Here is an 18,160-nt window from a genome sequence, read left to right on the forward strand (position 1 = left end):
ACCGGCGTGGGGACCCAAGCTACCCAGCGGTCGCAAGACCTAGAGCCACACGGTCGCCCACGCCGGGCTCTCGGCACCTAAAGTGCCAGATCGGCAAGAGATAAGAGCCACCCCATGGGTGGCTGCACGCGGTGCCGGGTGGATCGACAGCCACCCATGGGGTGGCCCTACCGTGGATCGACAGCCACCCATGGGGTGGCTCTACCGTGGATCGACAGCCACCCATGGGGTGGCTCTACCGTGGATCGACAGCCACCCATGGGGTGGCTCTACCGGGCGGCACCGGGCGTAAAATGTCGGCATGAACGAATCCCTCGAAAGCCACCTGGTCCACGGCCGCCGCCAGCGCCCGGACGGTCCGTCGCCGGTCGACGTCATCTCGGTGCAGTCCCAGCTCGTTTACGGCTATGCCGGCAACAGCGCGGCCGTGCCGCCGCTGCGCGCGCTGGGCGTGCGCGTGGCCGAAATCCCCACCACGCTGCTCAGCAATGCGCCGTTCTACGACACCACGCGCGGCCGCGTGCTGCCCTCGGACTGGTTCGCCGATCTGCTGCTGGGCGCGGGTGAGCGCGGCCTGCCGCAGCGCGCCCGCATGCTGGTCTCCGGCTATTTCGGCAGTGTCGGCAATGGGGCGGCCTTCGCCGACTGGCTCGATGCGGTGCTGCCGTCTTCGCCGCAGCTGCGTTATTGCCTGGACCCGGTGATTGGCGACACCCACACCGGCCCTTACGTCGAGCCGGGACTGGAAAAAGTTTTTGCCGAACGCCTGCTGCCGCATGCCTGGCTGGTCACGCCGAATGCCTTTGAACTCGGCCGCCTGACCGGCATGCCCAGCCTGGCCCAGGACGATGCGATCGCCGCCTCGCAGGCGCTGTTGGCGCGCGGTCCCGAGTGGGTGCTGGCGCACAGCGTCGGCGGCGATCCGGGTCAGCTGGTCACGCTCGCGGTGAGCCGCGACGCGATCTGGCGCTGGTCCTCGCCGCATCTGCCGGTGGACGTCGCCGGCACCGGCGATGTGCTGATGTCGTTGCTGGTCGCGTTCCTGCTGCGTGGGGAAACCTTCGAACAGGCGATCTCACGCGCCATCGCCGGCGTGCATGTCGCGCTGGAGACCACGCTGGCCAACGGGCATGAAGAGTTCGATGTGCTGGCGGCGGCGCCGGCGGCACTGGCACTGCCGGATCGCTTCGTCGCCGAGCGCCTGGCGTGAGTCTGACACCGGTGGTTGGCATCGTCGGCAGCGACGGTGCCTACGGGCGCTGGCTGCGCCGCTTCCTGGAGCAACGCCTCGGCCTGGAAGTGATCGGCCATGACCCGGCCGACCCCGCGTCGGACAGTCCGGAAACGCTGCTTGATCGCGCCGACGTGTTGATCTTCTCGGCGCCGATCCGGCACACGCCCGCGTTGATCGCCGAGTACGTTGCGCGCTCGGCTGGTCGCGAAGCCGGTCGTCTGTGGTTGGATGTCACCTCGGTCAAATCGGCCCCGGTCGAGGCGATGCTCGCTTCGCAGGCCGAGGTGGTGGGGCTGCATCCGATGACGGCTCCGCCCAAGGCACCGACGCTGAAGGGCAGGGTGATGGTGGTCTGCGAGGCGCGCCTGACGCAGTGGCAGCCGTTCGTGCAGCAGCTGTGCGAGGCACTGGAGGCGGAGTGCGTACGTGCCACGCCCGAGCATCACGACCAGGTCATGGCGCTGGTGCAGGCGATGGTGCATGCCACCCACCTGGCCCAGGCCGGTGTGCTGCGCGAGTACGCGCCGATACTCGGTGCCTTGCCGGCCTTGATGCCGTACCGCTCGGCCTCGTTCGAGCTGGATACCGCGATCATCGCGCGCATCCTCTCGCTCAATCCGGCGATCTACGAAGACATCCAGTTCGGCAACCCGCACGTGGCGCCGATGCTGGACCGCCTGTTGGCGCAGTTGCAGCAGTTGCGGGCACAGCTGGAGCAGGGCGATGACGCGGCGCGCGCGGCGTTCCGCCAGCAGTTGCTGCTGGACAACCGTGACAGCATGGGTGCGGAGGTGCTGGCCGACGGCAACTACACCTTCGAGCGGGTCGGCTACCTGCTGGCCGATCTGACCGAACGCAACGCGATCAGCGTGCACCTGCCCGAAGACCGGCCCGGTTCACTGCGTGAGTTGCTGCATGTGTTCGAGCGGCACGGCGTGAGCCTGGCCTCGATCCATTCCTCGCGGACGCCAGCAGGCGAGGTGCACTTCCGGGTGGGGTTCGTGGTGGGCAGCGATGCCCTCGCGCTGCAGGCGGCGGCCATCGAGATCGATGCCTCGGGTATCGGCCGCGTGCTGGTGCGCTGACACGGTGCGCTGCAGCATTCATCCACAGGAGGTGTGGATGATGTGCGCACAAACATGTGGATAAGTGCGTACGCGCCTTGCGGTAAAAGGCTGTCAAGATGCTTGGTCAAAAATTGACCAACATCCGCGTAACTTTTTTTCAACGCCTCAGGTGACGAGGGTAAGCTCGCCGCCTGCCGTCCGGAACTCACGGCCGTCGCGGATCAGATGGCGGCCATCGGCCAGCTCGTAACGCGCGCTCTGGCCGGTGCCTGGGACGGCATCTGCCTGCTCATCCTTGAACTCGATGATGACGTAATCGTCGCCGTTGGCGTCGGTGGCGGGGAACTGTCGGAACGACATGAAACACCTCCTGCAGCGCATCCAGTGAGGGCTGCAGGATGCGATGGCCGGTGTTACCGGCCCGTCATCAATCGATGAATTGCAGGCGCGCCAGTTCGGCGTAGAGACCGCCCTCGGCCAGCAGCTCGGCATGCGTGCCCTGGGCGACGATGCGGCCGTGGTCCATGACCACGATGCGGTCAGCCTTCAGCACGGTGGCCAGGCGGTGCGCGATCACCAGCGTGGTGCGACCGGCCATCAACCGCTCCAGCGCCTGCTGCACCGCGCGCTCGCTTTGTGCATCCAGTGCACTGGTGGCTTCATCGAGGAGCAGGATCGGCGCGTCCTTGAGCAGGGCACGCGCGATCGCGATGCGTTGCTGCTGGCCGCCGGACAGGCGCGCACCGCGCTCGCCCAGCTCGCTGGCATAGCCTTCGGGCAGGGCCTGCAGGAATTCATCGGCCTCCGCGGCTTCGGCCGCGCGCTGCACTTCCTCGTCCGTTGCCTCCAGGCGGCCATAGCGGATGTTCTCGAACGCACTGCTGGCAAACAGGGTCGGCTGCTGCGGCACCAGCGCCAGCTGTTCGCGCAGCTGCGCCGGATCGACCTCGCGCAGATCCTCGCCATCGACCAGGATGCGACCGGCCGCGGGATCGTGGAAGCGCAGCAGCATCGACAGGATGGTGCTCTTGCCTGCGCCGGAGGGGCCGACCAGCGCGACCGTTTCACCCGGGCGCACGTGCAGATCCACATGGTCCAGCGCAGCGGTATCCGGGCGCTGGGGGTAGTGGAACACCACATCCTCGAAACGGATCTCGCCGCGCAGTGGCTGCGGCAACGCGGTGGGATGGGCCGGGGCAGTGATCTCCACGTCTTCCTGCAGCAGTTCGGCGATGCGACCCATGCCACCCGACGCACGCTGCAGCTCGTTCCAGACCTCGGCAAGCGCGCCGACCGAACCGCCGCCGATCAGCGCATACAGCACGAACTGGCCCAGCGTACCGGCGCTCATGTTGCCGTCGATCACCTCGTGCGCGCCCAGCCACAGCACGCCGACGATGGCGCCGAACACCAGCACGATGGCGCTGGCGGTGACGATCGACTGGGCGCGGATGCGGCGGCGTGCGGCACCGATCGCATCGCCCAGCGCGGCATTGAAGCGGCCGCGCTCATACGGTTCGCGGGCGTGGGCCTGGACGGTGCGTACCGCCCCCAGGGTTTCCGAGGCCAGGCTGTTGGCATCGGCGATGCGGTCCTGGCTGGCGCGCGCGATGTTGCGCAGGCGGCGGGCGCCGATGATGATCGGCAACACCGCCAGCGGAATGCCGACCAGCGACCACGCCGCCAGGTGCGGGCTGGTCACGAACAGCATCACCAGGCTGCCGACCACGGTCACGCTGCTGCGCAGGGCCACCGACATGGTCGAGCCGATCACGCTGCGCAGCAGTTCGCTGTCGGCGGTCAGGCGCGAGACCAGCTCGCCGCTGCGGCTGCGGTCGTGGAAGCCGGCACCCAGCGTGATCAGATGGGCGTACAGGCGGCTGCGCAGATCGGCGACCACCTTTTCGCCCAGCAGCGAGACGAAGAAGAAGCGCGCGGCGGTGGCCAGGGCCAGCACCACCGCGACCAGGAACAGCAGCGCGAAGGCCTTGTTGATCTGGCCGCCGCTGGTGAAGCCGTGGTCGATCATCTGGCGCACCGCGACCGGCAGGCTCAGGGTGGCCACCGAGGACACCGCCAAGGCCACCAGCCAGGCGCTGAACAGCCCGACGTGCCGGCGGACGAACGGCCACAAGGTGTTCAAGCTGCCCAATCGGCGCATCGGCGTGTCGTTCGGAACGGGTGCGTCAGTCATTCGATGGGCCTGGTTCGATGCGGGATTCAATACGGACACGATCACGAGTGGCGTCGCGGAGGCGGTTTTTCAACGGTTCGACCTGATCTGCCGGCAAGCGCAGGTGCAGGTTCACGCCGTCGGCGGTGAACGCTTCGTCCACTTTCTCGGCCAGATGGGCGCCCAGGGCGGCATGCAGCGGGCCCAGATCCTCGAAGCCGGCCTGCACGTCCAGCTCGGCCATGGCGATCAGGGGCAGCCGCGGGGCTACCCGCAGGCACTCGGCGGCAGTGCCGCCATAGGCACGGACCAGGCCGCCGGCACCGAGCTTGATGCCGCCGTACCATCGTGTCACCACGACCATCACGCGATCGAAGCCCTGGCCATCAATGGCGGCCAGGATCGGGCGTCCGGCGGTGCCGGACGGCTCGCCGTCGTCGCTGGAGCGGTAGTCGTTGCCGTAGCGGTAGGCCCAGCAGTTGTGGGTGGCATCGGCGACGGCGACCTGCTGCAGGAACGCCAACGCAGCGGCTGCATGCTGGATTGGCGCGGCATGGGCGATGAAGCGGCTGTGCTTGATCTCCAGGCTGTGGCTGACGGGGGTGGCGAGCGTATCGGGCATTCCCATCATTCTAGTGGGGATGCCTGATCACCGTACGCGCCGCGTCAGTTCTCGAGCAGCTGGCGGAGATCGCGCGGGATGCGCACTTCCGGGTACTGCTGCAGATAACGCTCCAGGCTGGCACGTGCGGTATCCACATCGCCGGCATCGCGTCGCTCGCGGATGCGCTTGAGCCACTGCTTGCGCGGCAGGCTGGCATCGGCAGCGACCGCCTGATGCAAAGCCTGCACGGCATCGTCCGCCGAGGCGGGGGCCGCCATCGGCGCGGCGGCGCGGCGCATCACGCCGGGAGCGCTGGGTGCGGGTTTGGCCGGCGGTGCGTTTTTGAGTGCGGCACGCGGCGCAGCGCGCTCGATCGTCGAACCGGTCACCACGACGCTGTCCAGCGCCGGTTCGCTTGTGTCCATGGCATACGCCGAGGCTGCCTGGGGTGCCGGGGCCGACCTCATTGGCGCCGGGGCCTGCACCGGTGCCGGGGCGGGCGGTGCTGGCGCGGCGATGGCCTCGGGGCGGGGCGAGGACATGTCCCGCCCACGCTCGGTCGCAGGCGGTGCGGCGGCTGGGGCAGGTTCGAGCGCCGTTGTCTTTGCCGCGCGCGGCTGCTGGACCACCGGCGGTGCCGCGGCGGGGGGCGGTGGCGGCGCGGCCTCCATCGCCGGCGCAGTCCCGGTCACCGCGGCGCTGGATGCCGGTGCGGCGACCGGTTCGGCCAACGGCGGGGCGGGCGGGTCTTCGGGCTTGAGCTGCCAGGCGATGCCCACGGCGAAGATCACCGAGGCGGCCAGCCCGAACACGGCCGGCAGGCGTGAGCGCGGCCGTCGCGCAGGCACGGCGGTGTCCGGCGGCAGCGTCCAGGTGGCAGCGTCTGCGGCCGGTGCTTCCACTGCCGTACGGGCGGCCGCAAGCACCGCCTCGTCGATCGCCGGCGCCGGGCCGGTGGCACTCGGGCGACCCAGCAGCCGGGCCAGTTCGCGTTCTTCCGGGGTCAGTGGATCCGGGCGGTTCATCCGCTCAACCCCGTCCGCAGTTTGTCCATGGCATAGCGCAGCCGTGATTTGACTGTCTCACGGCCGACACCGGTGATCTCGGCAATCTCTTCCAGGCTCAGTTCCTGTTCCAGGCGCAACTGCAGGACCTCGCGCTGCTCGGGCGGCAGCTGCTCCATGGCCAGCTGCAGCTGGCGGCGTTGTTCGAACTCGGACAGCTGGGTTTCCGGCGTGCGCGCATCGGCGATCGCCGCGACCCGCTCATCGGCGTCGATCGGGGCTGCAGGCCGGTGCCTGGCCGCACGCCAGTGGTCGTTGAGGCGGTTGTGGGCGATCCGGAACAGCCAGGTGGTGAAGGCGGCATCCGGCTGCCAGCCGGCGCGCGCGGCGATCACGCGCTGCCAGACGTCCTGGAACATCTCATCGGCCAGCGCGCCGTCGCGCAGCTGGCGCAGCAGGAAGCTGTACAGACGGCTGCGATGACGGCCATACAGCGCCTCGAATGCACGCAGGTCGCCGCCGGCCCAGGCCAGCATCAGCGCTTCATCGGTCGGCAGGGCAAGGGCGTCCACGCCGCACAGAGTAAGCGCTGCGGGGGTGTTCGCATAGTCGATGGCGCGCGGGGCGGCAGAGCGGGATGGCATGGTGATGACCTGGGGCACAGCACGAACAACGTCCAGCAGCGCCGGACGGGGTTGAAGCGCTTCCATTGCCCCCCGGTCCGCGCGTTATGCTCGCAGGACAGGGGCGGTGCCGGGCAGTCGGCACGCGAGAGATGAGCAACGTGACCAGCCAGATGGTGACCTCTTCAGTGCAACGGGACGGTGACGCGGTGATCCCTGCCGCGGTCGCCACGGCGTTGTGCGCCCTGTTGCCGGCAGGGGCGGCAATCACGCTGGCCTGGTCGGATCCGGTGCTGGGCGAGGGCGCCCTGGCCCATCCTGAGGGCCGCACCCCGCCGGTGGGCCCTGTTCCCGCGCGGCGTCAGGCGGCCTCGGCCGGCATGGCGCTGCAGCAGTGCTGGAACCACAGCGGGGCCGTCCTGACGCTGGACGTGACCCCGGCCGCCGGGACGACACCGCCGGACACCTGGTGGGCGTTGGCGCGCTCCCTGTTCCAGAGCACCCTGCTGCTGGCGCGGCAGCGCCGCGAGATCGCCTCCCTGGAAGACTCCAAACGCCTGCAGCAGGCGCTCTATGAAATCGCCGATCTGGCCGGTGCGGACCTGGAAATGGCCGAGATGCTGCGCCACTTCCATCGCGTGCTCAATTCGCTGATGTACGCGCAGAACTGTTTCATCGTCGAATACGACGACATCCGCCACCGGGTCCGCTTCCTGTATTTCGCCGACCAGAAAGATGATTTCGTTGCCGACCCGGATCGCAGCTACGAAGAGCATGAAATGCCACGCAGCCTCACCTTCGCGCTGCTGCGGCATGGTGAGCCGTTGAGCGGTCCCTCGCGGGAACTGCTGGCCGTCCTTGATGACGAACATGACCCCGAGCGTGGCCCGGAAAGCCTGGACTGGCTGGGCGTGCCGATGCTGCGCGATGGGCGCGTGTGCGGCGCGATCGTGGTGCAGAGCTACGAACACCGCGCGCGCTATGGCGAGGCCGACCGCACCCTGCTGGGCTATGTCGCCCAGCACATCCTGACCGCGATGGACCGGCGCCAGGCGCAGGTGCAGTTGGAGCGGCAGGTCGAGCGCCGCACGGTCGAGCTGCAGCGTGCCAACCGCAATCTGCAGGAGGAGGTGGTCGAGCGCCGCCGTGCTGAGAAACTGCAGATGGCGCTGTTCAACATCGCCGAGCTGGCGATGAGCGCCGAGTCGCTGTCGCAGTACTACGGCCAGGTGCATGGCGTCGTCGGCACGCTGCTGGATGCGCGCAACTTCTATATCGCGCTGGTCAATGAACGCGGGGATGGGCTGGAGTTCGTGTACTCGGTGGATGAGTACAACCCCTCGCGCGCACCACGGCCCTTCAGCGAAGGCCTGACCGAGTTCATCGTGCGCAACCGGCAACCGCTGCTGGCCACGCGTGAGCGCATCGATGCGCTGCGCGACAGTGGCGTGGTGCGCGAGTTCGGTGCGCGCTCGAACTGCTGGCTGGGTGTGCCGTTGTTGAGCGATGACGATGTGGTCGGCGTGATCGTGGTGCAGAGTTATTCACCGGAGGTGGTGTTCACCGTGCACGACCAGCGGCTGCTGACCTTCGTGGCACAGAACATCGGCAACGGACTGGCGCGCCAGCGTGACCAGGAGCGGTTGCGCAACGCGCATGCCGATCTGGAAAAGCGCGTGGACGAGCGCACCCGCGAGCTGGCCGACGTCAACGACAAGCTGCTGGGCCAGATCGGCGAGCGCCTGCGTGCCGAACAGCGCCTCACCCACCAGGCCATGCACGACGCGCTGACTGGACTGCCCAATCGCCTGCATCTGCTGGACCGGTTGGAAGACGCGATCGTGCGTGCGCGCGCCAACGAAAGCCAGGGCTTTGCCGTGCTGTTCCTGGACCTGGACCGGTTCAAGCTGGTCAATGACAGCATCGGCCATGCTGCTGGTGACCAGATGCTGGTGGAGGTGGCCAAGCGCATCGTCTCGATGATCTCCGCACAGGATGTGGTCGCACGGCTGGGCGGGGATGAGTTCGCGATCCTGCTCCAGTGCGGCGATGGCCTGGCCTCGGCGCTGGAGTTTTCCCAGCGCATGCTGGTGGCGCTGGAAGAATCGATGTGGGTGAAGGGGCGCGAACTGTTCCCCTCGGGCAGCCTGGGTATCGCCATGTGGAACCCGCGTTACCGCAACGGCGAGGAACTGGTGCGCGATGCGGATGCGGCGATGTACCGCGCCAAGGCGCAGGGCAATGATCGCTGCGCCGTGTTCGATGAGGCGATGCGCGAGCAGGCACTGCGCAGCCTGGACCTGGAGGCGGACCTGCGCCGGGCCATCATCAACCGGGATTTCATGCCGTTCTATCAGCCGATCGTGCGGCTCAGCGATGGTGAGCTGGTCGGCCACGAAGCACTGTTGCGCTGGCAGCACGAGCGCCGCGGGCTGCTGCTGCCGAGTGCGTTCCTGGATCTGGGCGAAGAGAGCGGCCTGATCGAACAGGTGGACTGGTTGCTGTACGAACAGGTGATCACCCAGCTCGCGCGCGGTGGCCGTGGGTATCTGTCCGTCAATGTGTCGCCGCGGCACTTCCGCTCGGCCGATTTCAGTACGCGCCTGTTCGGCCTGATCGAAGCGGCCGGCGCCGATCCGCACCGGTTGCGGCTGGAGATCACCGAGGTGGCGCTGCTGGATGATGGCCCGCGCACGCTGCGCATCCTGCAGACCCTGCGTGAGCGCGGGGTGCTGGTGCAGCTGGATGATTTCGGCACCGGCTTCTCGGCGCTGTCCTACCTGCACCGGTTCCCGATCTCGACGCTGAAGATCGACCAATCCTTCATCGCCGGCCTGCACGGCCATGACATGCAGAGCACGCACGCGCTGGTGCAGGGCGTGCTGTCACTGGCGCGCACGCTGGGCATCGAAACGGTGGGCGAGGGCATCGAAACCCAGGCCCAGCACGATACGCTGCTGCAGCTCGGCTGCGATTACGGCCAGGGCTATCTGCTCGGCCGGCCGGCCCCGATGGTGACCCCCGCGACGGCCTGAACCGTCGCGGGGCCGCAGGCATCAACGCAGCGCGTTGGCCCGCTTTTCGTCGATCCACTTGGAGGCCTGCGCCGGCTCGTAGGCACGCATCCAGGCCAGCATTTCATCGATGTCCGAGCCATACCACAGGTCCGCGCGCTGGGCCGGGTGCAGGAAGCGCTCTTCGACCATGCGATCGATCATGCCGATCAGCGGGGCATAGAAGCCGTCCACATCCAGGAACGCGCAGGGCTTGTTGCCGATGCCCAGCTGGCGCCAAGTCAGCATCTCGAAGATTTCTTCCATGGTGCCGAAGCCGCCGGGCAGGGCGACGAACGCATCGGACAGATCGAACATGCGCGACTTGCGCTCGTGCATCGAACCGACGATTTCCAGCTCGGTCAGGCCACGGTGGGCCACTTCCCAGTCCGCCAGCTGCTGCGGGATCACGCCGGTGACTTCACCGCCGCCTTCAAGCACGGCATTGGCCACGGTGCCCATCAGGCCGACGTTGCCGCCGCCGTAGACCAGGCGCAGGCCGTCGCGGGCGATGCGGTCGCCCAGCGCGATGGCGCGCTCGGTGTAGACCGGCTTGCTGCCGGGGTTGGAACCACAGTAAACGCAAATCGACTTCATTGGATCTTCCTGTGTTCAGAAACTGACGCGGCGGAAACGAAAAAGCCCCGCCGATGACCGGTGCGCTGGTCTCGTGACGGGGTGTCGTTCCGCAGGTGCGGTGGCGGATTATCGCGCGTTTCGGGCGCGGGGGCCAATCGGGCGCCGGGGGTGGCGGCTGGGTAGTGGTTGCTCTGCCGGGTTTGTGGCAGCCGACCAACGGTCGGCTCTACCGGGGTTCATGGGGGTAGAGCCGACCGTTGGTCGGCTGCCGTTGTTCGTACCGCCGGCCTCAGGCCGCCTGCGACTGCTCCCGGCGCGGACCTTCCTTCAACGCGCGGCCGACCAGGCCGACCAGCAGGTCCAGCTCTTCGCCGTCCATGCCGAAGTGCGGGGTGAAGCGCAGCGAGTTCTCGCCGCCATGGATCACATTGATGCCATGGTTGCGCAGCCACTCTTCGGTGGAGCCGGTGCCATAGCACTTGAACTGCGGGGCCAGCTCGCAGGAGAACAGCAGGCCGGTGCCCTGGACCTTGGTGATCAGCCCGCCCAGCTCGGTCTTGAGCTGTTCCAGCTTGCGCACGGCTTCCTCGCCGCGCACGCGGATGTTCTCGCGCACCTGCGGGGTCAGCAGCGACAACGTGGCGCAGGCCACGTCCAGCGCCCGCGGGTTGGAGGTCATGGTGTTGCCGTAGATGCCCTTGCGATACAGCTGCGCCGCATGCTCGGTCACGGCCAGCACGGAAAGCGGGAACTGGGCCGCGTTGAGCGCCTTGGAGTAGGTTTCCATGTCCGGCACATCCAGGCCTTCGAAGCCCGGGTAATCCACGATCGAGAGCACGCCGTGCGCGCGCAGTCCGGCCTGGATCGAATCCAGCAGCAGCAGGCTGCCGTGCTGGCGGGTCAGTTCGCGGGCCAGCGCATAGAACGCGGGCGGCACCGAGCGGCCGGGGTCGCCTTCGCCCATCACCGGCTCCAGGAAGACCGCCTCGATGAACCAGCGGTTCTGTTCGGCCTCGGCGAACACGCGCTTGAGCGCCTCCTCGTCATACGGCGCGATCGCGATCACCGTGTCCTCGCCGCGGTAGCTGGCCAGGTGCTGCATGTAAGTCTTGCGACTGGAATCGGAATACAGGCCCGGGCGGTCGGTGCGGCCGTGGAAGCTGCCCTTCACCACCACGCGCTTGATCTTCGCACCGGCGTGGCGGGCGCCCGGATCGGTCTGCAGCTTGGCGTTGACATCGGCGATGCGGGCGGCCAGCCCTACCGCTTCGGAGCCCGAGTTCAGGCACATGAAGTGGCTGTACGGGCAGCCGCCACGACGGTGGCCGATCTCCTTGCGCAACGCCTGGATGAAGCGCTGCTGGGACAGGCTGGGGGTCATCACATTGGCCATGACCTGCGGCGCGGCCATCGCCTGCATCACCGCCTCGGGGGTATGCCCGAAGCCGAGCATGCCGTAGCCGCCGGCGTCGTACAGCACCGCGCCCTTCAGGGTGACCACCCATGCGCCACGGGCGGCGAGGGCAACGTACGGGGTGACCGCATCATCGGCATAGAAATTGACGAACCCCTCCTGCATCGCATCGATCTGGGCGCGCTCGTCCAGTGCCAGCAGGCCGCCAAGATCGGCGCGCACGCGCTCGAATTCAGCGGCGGCGGCGTCGATGGCGGCGACCAGGGCGGGGTGGCCGGCGGCCAGGCGTTCGAGGGTGGCGTCATCCAGGCCGGTGGTGAGGCGGGTGCCGGGCTGGGCGCGGAGCGGGGCGAGACGTTCGATGAAGCTCATTGCAGATCTCCTGAAACGATGGCGGCACGGCGGAAAAGCAAAACGCGCGTCTATTCGCGCGCGCTTCGGGCATTCCTGCTCGTGCATCAGACTTCCGGCTCGATGCTAGCACGCGGTTTTTCGCGCGATAACCCCGTCAAAAACTGTTGCAAAGCAGCATTTTGCGCGACGTTTGGCGAATCCTTCGTTGCCACCGAGAGCCAGTCGTACAATGGCCGACATTGCCTACACGTTGCCGTGCGCTCCCTTGAAGAAGTCCGATTTCAACTACGACCTGCCGCCTGAACTGATTGCCCAGGCTCCGCTCGCCGAGCGCGCGGCGAGCCGCCTGATGGTGGTGCCGCCGGCCCCGGCCGCGTTTGATCACCGCCAGGTGCGCGATCTGCCCGACCTGCTGCAGCCCGGCGACCTGCTGGTCTTCAACGACACCCGGGTGATCCCGGCCCGTCTGTTCGGCCAGAAGGCCAGCGGCGGCCGTGTCGAGATCCTGATCGAGCGCCTGCTCGGTGGCCAGCAGGCCCGCGCGCAGGTCGGCGCCAGCAAGTCGCCCAAGCCAGGCAGCCGCATCGCGCTCGACGCCGGTGGCGAGGCCGAGGTGCTGGGCCGCGACGGCGAGTTCTACGTGCTGCAGTTCCACGTGCCCGAGGCGCTGGAGCAATGGCTGCTGCACGCCGGTCGGCTGCCGCTGCCGCCCTACATCCAGCGCGAGCCGGGCGTGGACGACCGCGAGCGCTACCAGACCGTGTTCGCGCGCGAGATCGGCGCGGTGGCCGCCCCGACCGCAGGCCTGCACTTCGATGAGGCCCTGCTGGCCACGTTGAAGGACAAGGGCGTGGCGTTCGGCCACGTGACCTTGCACGTGGGTGCGGGCACCTTCCAGCCGGTCCGCGTGGACGATCTGAAAGAACACGTGATGCACCGTGAGTGGCTGAACGTCGGGGCTGAACTGGTCCAGCAGGTGCGCCGCACCCGGGCTGCGGGCGGCCGGGTGATCGGCGTCGGGACCACCGTGGTGCGTGCGCTGGAAAGCGCCATGCGCGAGGGCGAACTGCTGCCCTACGCCGGGGAAACCCAGATCTTCATCACGCCGGGCTACCGGATCCGCAGCGTGGACGCGATGGTGACCAACTTCCATCTGCCGGAAAGCACGCTGCTGATGATGATCTCGGCGTTTGCCGGCCAGGCCCGGGTGTTCGAGGCCTACCAGGCCGCGATCGCGGAGAAGTACCGCTTCTTCAGCTATGGCGATGCGATGCTGCTGTTCCCGCAGGGGGAATGAGGGCAGCGGGGCAGGCGCGGCCGTTTTCGGCGACAATGGCAGACTATTTGCCCGAATGACCGCTCCATGTCCCGACTCCAGTTCCAGCTCCAGACCACCGACGGTCGCGCCCGCCGCGGCCGCCTGACCTTCCCGCGCGGGACCGTGGAAACCCCGGCCTTCATGCCGGTGGGGACCTATGGCTCGGTGAAGGGCATCCTGCCGGAGCAGATCCGCGCGCTGGGTGCGGAAATCATCCTCGGCAACACCTTCCATCTGTACCTGCGCCCGGGCCTGGACGTGATCGCCGACCACGGCGGCCTGCATGGCTTCGCGCGCTGGAATGGCCCGATCCTGACCGACTCCGGCGGTTTCCAGGTGTTCTCGCTGGCCCACCGCCGCAAGATCACCGAGCAGGGCGTGACGTTCTCCTCGCCGACCGACGGCGCCCGTGTGTTCCTGGGTCCGGAAGAGAGCATGCGCATCCAGAAGGTGCTCGATTCGGACGTGGTGATGATCTTCGACGAGTGCACCCCGTACCCGGCCACCGAGCCGGTCGCGCGCACCTCGATGGAGCTGAGCCTGCGCTGGGCGCAGCGCAGCCGCAACGCGCACGATGAACTGGGCAACGACGCGGCGCTGTTCGGCATCGTCCAGGGCGGCGTCCATCACGACCTGCGCAGCCGCTCGGCCGAGGGTCTGCAGCAGATCGGCTTCGACGGCTACGCCATCGGCGGCCTGGCCGTGGGCGAGCCCGAGCACGAACGCAACGCCATGCTCGACCATATGCACCCGATCCTGCCGGCCGATCGCCCGCGCTACCTGATGGGCGTCGGCCGCCCGGAGGATCTGGTCGAAGGCGTCGCCCGCGGCGTGGACATGTTCGATTGTGTGATGCCGACCCGGAATGCCCGCAACGGCCACTATTTCACCTCGTTCGGCACGGTCCGCATCCGCAACGCCCGCTACGAGCGCGACATGGACACCATCGAGCCGGGCTGCGGCTGCCATGCCTGCACCAGCGGCTATACCCGCTCGTATCTGCGCCACCTGGACCGCTGCAACGAGATGCTGGCGCCGATGCTGGGCACCATCCACAACCTCTATTACTACGAGAAGTTGATGGCCGACATGCGCGAGGCGATCGCGGCGGGAACCTTTACCGCCTTCCGCGAGTCCTTCTACGCGGCCCGTGGTGCGGTCACGCCCGCGCTGTAAAGTGACCCCCGCCAGCCGATCCAGCGCGCGAACCCTGCCAAACGGCCCAAGGACGAACTCCCGGGGCCATGGCATACTTCGAGGCTGACCCCCGTTTCGCGGCGACTCCCCGACCCTCAAAGAGGGCAGGGCGCCTCCCAACCCAAGGACACACTATGAACCTGCTCGCCTTCCTGATTCCCACCGCCAACGCCCAGGCCGCCGGTGGCCAGCCGCAGGGCATGGGTCTGACCACCCTGCTGTTCCCGATCATCCTGATCGCGATCATGTACTTCCTGATGATCCGCCCGCAGATGAAGCGCCAGAAGGAACACAAGGCCATGCTGGAGAAGGTCAAGCGCGGTGACGAAGTGCTGACCAACGGCGGCATCGCCGGCGTGGTCACCGACATCGGCGACAACTTCATCACCATCGAAGTGGCCGAGAACGTGCGCATCCGCGTGCAGAAGGGCGCCGTGGGCAATGTGCTGCCGACCGGCACGCTGAAGTCGGCCAACTGATCCACTCCCTTTCCGTTCAACCGCGGTGCCGGGACGGGCACCGCGCGGGACCCAAGCAATGCTCGAATTTCCACGCTGGAAGTATTTCCTCATCCTGATCGTGTTGGCGGTCAGTGCGTTGTACGCACTGCCCAACATCTACCAGAAGGACCCTGCCGTGCAGATCACCGCCAACCGTGGCGGGCAGATCGACGACGCCCTGCGCGACCGCGTGCTGGGTGACCTCAAGCAGGCCGGCGTGGAGCCGCTGTCGGTGGCCAAGGAAGGCGACAGCCTGATCGTGCGCCTGCCGACGCTGCAGGCGCAGACCGCCGCCAACGACGCCCTGCGCGACGAGATGGGCGAGGACTACGTGGTCGCCCTGAACCTGGCCTCCACCGTGCCGGAGTGGCTGAGCGACCTCGGCGCCAAGCCGATGGTGCTCGGCCTGGATCTGCAGGGCGGCGTGCACTTCGTGCTGCAGGTCGACCAGAAGGCGGCACTGGACAAGCGTCTGGACGCCTACGCCGAAGACGTGCGGACCAGCCTGCGCGATGCCCGCATCGCCTACCAGTCGGTTGAGCGTCGTGGCGACAACACCATCGTGGCCACCATCAGCCCGTCCGCCGGTGCCGATGCCGCCGCGCGTGCCCGCGAAGTCATGGTCAAGGCGCAGCCGACGCTGGGCTACGAGGTGGCGGGCAACCGCATCACCGTGAGCATGCCGGAGACGGAACTGACCGCGATCGCCAACGGCGCCATCGAGCAGAACGTCAACACGCTGCGCAACCGCGTCAATCAGCTCGGCGTGTCCGAGCCGATCATCCAGCGCCAGGGTGCCGACCGCGTGGTCGTGCAGCTGCCGGGCGTGCAGGACACCGCTGAAGCCAAGCGCATGATCGGTGCCACCGCGACGCTGGAGTACCGCGCCGTGGTCGAGGGCAATGCCCAGGACGCGATCACCAGCGGCCGTATCCCGCCGGAGGCCAAGGTCTACCAGCAGCGTGACAACCGTGGCCCGATCCTGCTCAACAAGCGCGTGATCGTGACCGGTGACCAGATGGTCGCCGCCCAGGCCACCACCGACCAGAACGGCGCTGCGGCCGTGAGCGTGACGCTGAACAATGTCGGCGGCCAGCGCATGTTTGATTTCACCAGCGCCAACGTCAACAAGCCGATGGCGGTGGTCTACACCGAACGCATCCCGACCGTGAACGTGGTCGATGGCAAGGAAGTGCGCAGCTTCCGCGTCAAGGAAGAAGTGATCTCGGTCGCCAACATCAACGGCGTGTTCGGCAAGAACTTCCAGACCACCGGCCTTGAGAAGACCGAGGCGGAAAACCTGGCCAAGCTGCTGAAATCCGGTTCGCTGGCCGCACCGATGGACTTCGTTGAAGAACGCATCGTCGGCCCGAGCCTGGGTGCGGAGAACGTCGAGCGCGGCGTGACCGCGGTCGGCTTCGCGTTCCTGTTCACCCTGATCTTCTTCACCGTGTACTACCGCATGTTCGGCGTGATCACCTCGGTGGCCATGCTGTTCAACCTGCTGATCGTGGTGGCGGTGATGTCGCTGTTCAGTGCGACGATGACGCTGCCCGGCTTCGCCGGTCTGGCGCTGTCGATCGGCCTGTCGGTCGACGCCAACGTGCTGATCAACGAGCGTATCCGTGAAGAGCTGCGGGCCGGCATGCCGCCCAAGACGGCCATCGTGGCCGGTTACGAGAAGGCCTCCGGGACCATCCTGGACGCCAACCTCACCGGCATCCTGGCGGGTGTGGCGTTGTATGCGTTCGGTACCGGTCCGTTGAAGGGCTTCGCCGTGACCATGATCGTCGGCATCCTGGCCTCCATGTTCACTGCAATCACCGTCTCGCGTGCCCTTGCCGTGCTGGTCTACAGCCGCCGCAAGAAGCTCAAGACCCTGGCCATTTGACGGGAAGCGAATAGAAACCATGAAACTTTTCCCGTTGCATCTGATCCCGAACGACACCAAGTTCGACTTCATGCGCACCCGCTGGGTGGCCATCGGCCTGGCGGCGCTGGTGTTCATTGCCGCCATCGGCTGCATTGCCTTCAAGGGCTTCAACTACGCGCTGGACTTCACCGGCGGCACCGTGGTCGAAGTCCGCTTCGACAAGCCCGCTGACGTCGATGCCGTGCGCGACCATCTGGAAGGCGCCGGCTATGCCGGTGCCCAGGTACAGAGCTTCGGCAGCGGCAGCAACCTGCTGATCCGTCTGCAGCCGCAGGAGATGGCCGAGGGCGAGAACGCCGGTGAGGCCAACAACCGCACCGCGGAAGCCGTGCAGAAAGCGATCTCGATGGAGGGCAACCAGGCCGCCATCGTGGGTGCCGAGTTTGTCGGCCCGCAGGTCGGTAAAGAGCTGGCGCTGAACGGCCTGTACGCAGCGCTGTTCGTGCTGATCGGCTTCCTGATCTACATCGGTTTCCGCTTCGAGTGGAAGTTCGCGATGGTGGCGATCATCACCACGCTGTTCGACGTGCTGGTGGTGGCGGGTTACTTCTCGCTGAGCGGCCGCGAGTTCGATCTGACCGTGCTGGCAGGTCTGCTGTCGGTGATGGGCTTCTCGATCAACGACACCATCGTGGTCTTCGACCGTGTGCGTGAGAACTTCCGCAGCCTGCGCGTGGAGCCGCTGGAAGTGATGAACCGGTCGATCAACCAGACGCTGTCGCGCACGATCATCACCTCGCTGGTGTTCTTCCTGTCGGTGCTGGCGCTGTACCTGTACGGCGGTGGTTCGCTGGAAGGGCTGGCGCTGAGCCAGATGATCGGTGCGGTGATCGGTACGCTGTCGTCGATCTTCATTGCCTGCCCGCTGCTGACGATGGGCGCGCTGGCGGTGACCAAGCAGGATCTGCTGCCGAAGGCCAAGGACGTGGAAGCGTTGGAGCGTCGTCCGTAAGGTTTCTGGTGGTGTGAAACATCTGAAAGGCCGCGCATTGCGCGGCCTTTCTTTTTGTTTGGGGCCAGAGCCGGAGTTAGAGCCGGAGCCGGAGCTGGAGCCAGAGCCAGAGCCAGAGCCGCAGCCAGAGCGGCGCCTTGGATGTTCACTATTGG

General features: G+C 67.2%; 15 protein-coding genes. 8 read left to right on the top strand and 7 right to left on the bottom strand.

The genetic code is table 11. The features are described 5' to 3' along the window. Nucleotides 1-301: 301 nt before the first annotated feature. Both pdxY and ABE483_RS17050 read left to right on the top strand, forming a co-directional pair. A complete protein-coding gene (gene pdxY / locus ABE483_RS17045; RefSeq protein WP_313211562.1) occupies nucleotides 302-1,210 on the top strand; it encodes a pyridoxal kinase in 909 nt (302 codons plus the stop codon). Then, a complete protein-coding gene (locus ABE483_RS17050; protein WP_313218024.1) occupies nucleotides 1,207-2,319 on the top strand; it encodes a prephenate dehydrogenase in 1,113 nt (370 codons plus the stop codon). Before pdxY ends, ABE483_RS17050 begins: the two co-directional genes overlap by 4 nt. Before the next feature lie 147 nt (nucleotides 2,320-2,466). On the opposite strand, the gene ABE483_RS17055 is transcribed toward ABE483_RS17050, so the two are convergent. The 5 genes from ABE483_RS17055 to ABE483_RS17075 form a co-directional block, all read right to left on the bottom strand. Beyond that, nucleotides 2,467-2,661 carry a hypothetical protein gene (locus ABE483_RS17055; protein WP_346482097.1) on the bottom strand — a complete coding sequence of 65 codons (195 nt, stop codon included), beginning with the start codon at nucleotides 2,659-2,661 and terminating at the stop codon, nucleotides 2,467-2,469. Between the two features lie 67 nt (nucleotides 2,662-2,728). After that, complete coding sequence (locus tag ABE483_RS17060) at nucleotides 2,729-4,495, bottom strand: ABC transporter transmembrane domain-containing protein (protein WP_346482098.1); 1,767 nt, start codon at nucleotides 4,493-4,495, stop codon at nucleotides 2,729-2,731. After that, on the bottom strand, nucleotides 4,488-5,096 hold the full coding sequence (locus ABE483_RS17065) for a YigZ family protein (RefSeq protein WP_313211568.1): 609 nt from the start codon (nucleotides 5,094-5,096) through the stop codon (nucleotides 4,488-4,490). Before ABE483_RS17065 ends, ABE483_RS17060 begins: the two co-directional genes overlap by 8 nt. A gap of 44 nt (nucleotides 5,097-5,140) precedes the next feature. Beyond that, nucleotides 5,141-6,103, bottom strand: a complete 963-nt coding sequence (locus tag ABE483_RS17070; protein ID WP_346482099.1) for a hypothetical protein — start codon at nucleotides 6,101-6,103, stop codon at nucleotides 5,141-5,143. Beyond that, a complete protein-coding gene (locus ABE483_RS17075) occupies nucleotides 6,100-6,654 on the bottom strand; it encodes an RNA polymerase sigma factor (protein ID WP_313211589.1) in 555 nt (184 codons plus the stop codon). The genes ABE483_RS17070 and ABE483_RS17075 overlap by 4 nt, the downstream gene beginning before the upstream one ends. Nucleotides 6,655-6,857: 203 nt before the next feature. Here ABE483_RS17075 and ABE483_RS17080 point away from each other — a divergent pair, with 203 nt between their 5' ends. Then, entirely contained in the window at nucleotides 6,858-9,740 is a 2,883-nt protein-coding gene (locus ABE483_RS17080; RefSeq protein ID WP_313218029.1) for an EAL domain-containing protein, read from the top strand. A gap of 21 nt (nucleotides 9,741-9,761) precedes the next feature. On the opposite strand, the gene ABE483_RS17085 is transcribed toward ABE483_RS17080, so the two are convergent. Continuing rightward, nucleotides 9,762-10,355 carry a TIGR00730 family Rossman fold protein gene (locus tag ABE483_RS17085; RefSeq protein WP_123729018.1) on the bottom strand — a complete coding sequence of 198 codons (594 nt, stop codon included), beginning with the start codon at nucleotides 10,353-10,355 and terminating at the stop codon, nucleotides 9,762-9,764. 271 nt (nucleotides 10,356-10,626) lie between these two features. Next, nucleotides 10,627-12,123, bottom strand: a complete 1,497-nt coding sequence (locus ABE483_RS17090) for an aminotransferase class III-fold pyridoxal phosphate-dependent enzyme (RefSeq protein ID WP_313218031.1) — start codon at nucleotides 12,121-12,123, stop codon at nucleotides 10,627-10,629. A gap of 247 nt (nucleotides 12,124-12,370) precedes the next feature. Between ABE483_RS17090 and queA the strand changes: the two genes are divergently transcribed. The 5 genes from queA (at nucleotide 12,371) to secF (ending at nucleotide 18,005) form a co-directional block, all read left to right on the top strand. Beyond that, nucleotides 12,371-13,402, top strand: coding sequence for a tRNA preQ1(34) S-adenosylmethionine ribosyltransferase-isomerase QueA (gene queA / locus ABE483_RS17095; protein ID WP_346482105.1), 1,032 nt, complete (start codon nucleotides 12,371-12,373; stop codon nucleotides 13,400-13,402). Between the two features lie 66 nt (nucleotides 13,403-13,468). Further along, on the top strand, nucleotides 13,469-14,599 hold the full coding sequence (gene tgt / locus ABE483_RS17100) for a tRNA guanosine(34) transglycosylase Tgt (RefSeq protein ID WP_176989755.1): 1,131 nt from the start codon (nucleotides 13,469-13,471) through the stop codon (nucleotides 14,597-14,599). Between the two features lie 155 nt (nucleotides 14,600-14,754). Continuing rightward, a complete protein-coding gene (yajC, locus tag ABE483_RS17105; RefSeq protein WP_019183141.1) occupies nucleotides 14,755-15,099 on the top strand; it encodes a preprotein translocase subunit YajC in 345 nt (114 codons plus the stop codon). A gap of 58 nt (nucleotides 15,100-15,157) precedes the next feature. Continuing rightward, entirely contained in the window at nucleotides 15,158-17,011 is a 1,854-nt protein-coding gene (gene secD, locus ABE483_RS17110; protein WP_313211572.1) for a protein translocase subunit SecD, read from the top strand. A 19-nt stretch (nucleotides 17,012-17,030) separates the two neighbouring features. Next, entirely contained in the window at nucleotides 17,031-18,005 is a 975-nt protein-coding gene (gene secF / locus ABE483_RS17115) for a protein translocase subunit SecF (RefSeq protein WP_313211573.1), read from the top strand. The last annotated feature ends 155 nt before the right edge of the window (nucleotides 18,006-18,160 follow it).

This window comes from Stenotrophomonas sp. TWI602 (genome assembly GCF_039674045.1).
In the GTDB taxonomy this organism is placed as follows: Bacteria; Pseudomonadota; Gammaproteobacteria; order Xanthomonadales; family Xanthomonadaceae; genus Stenotrophomonas.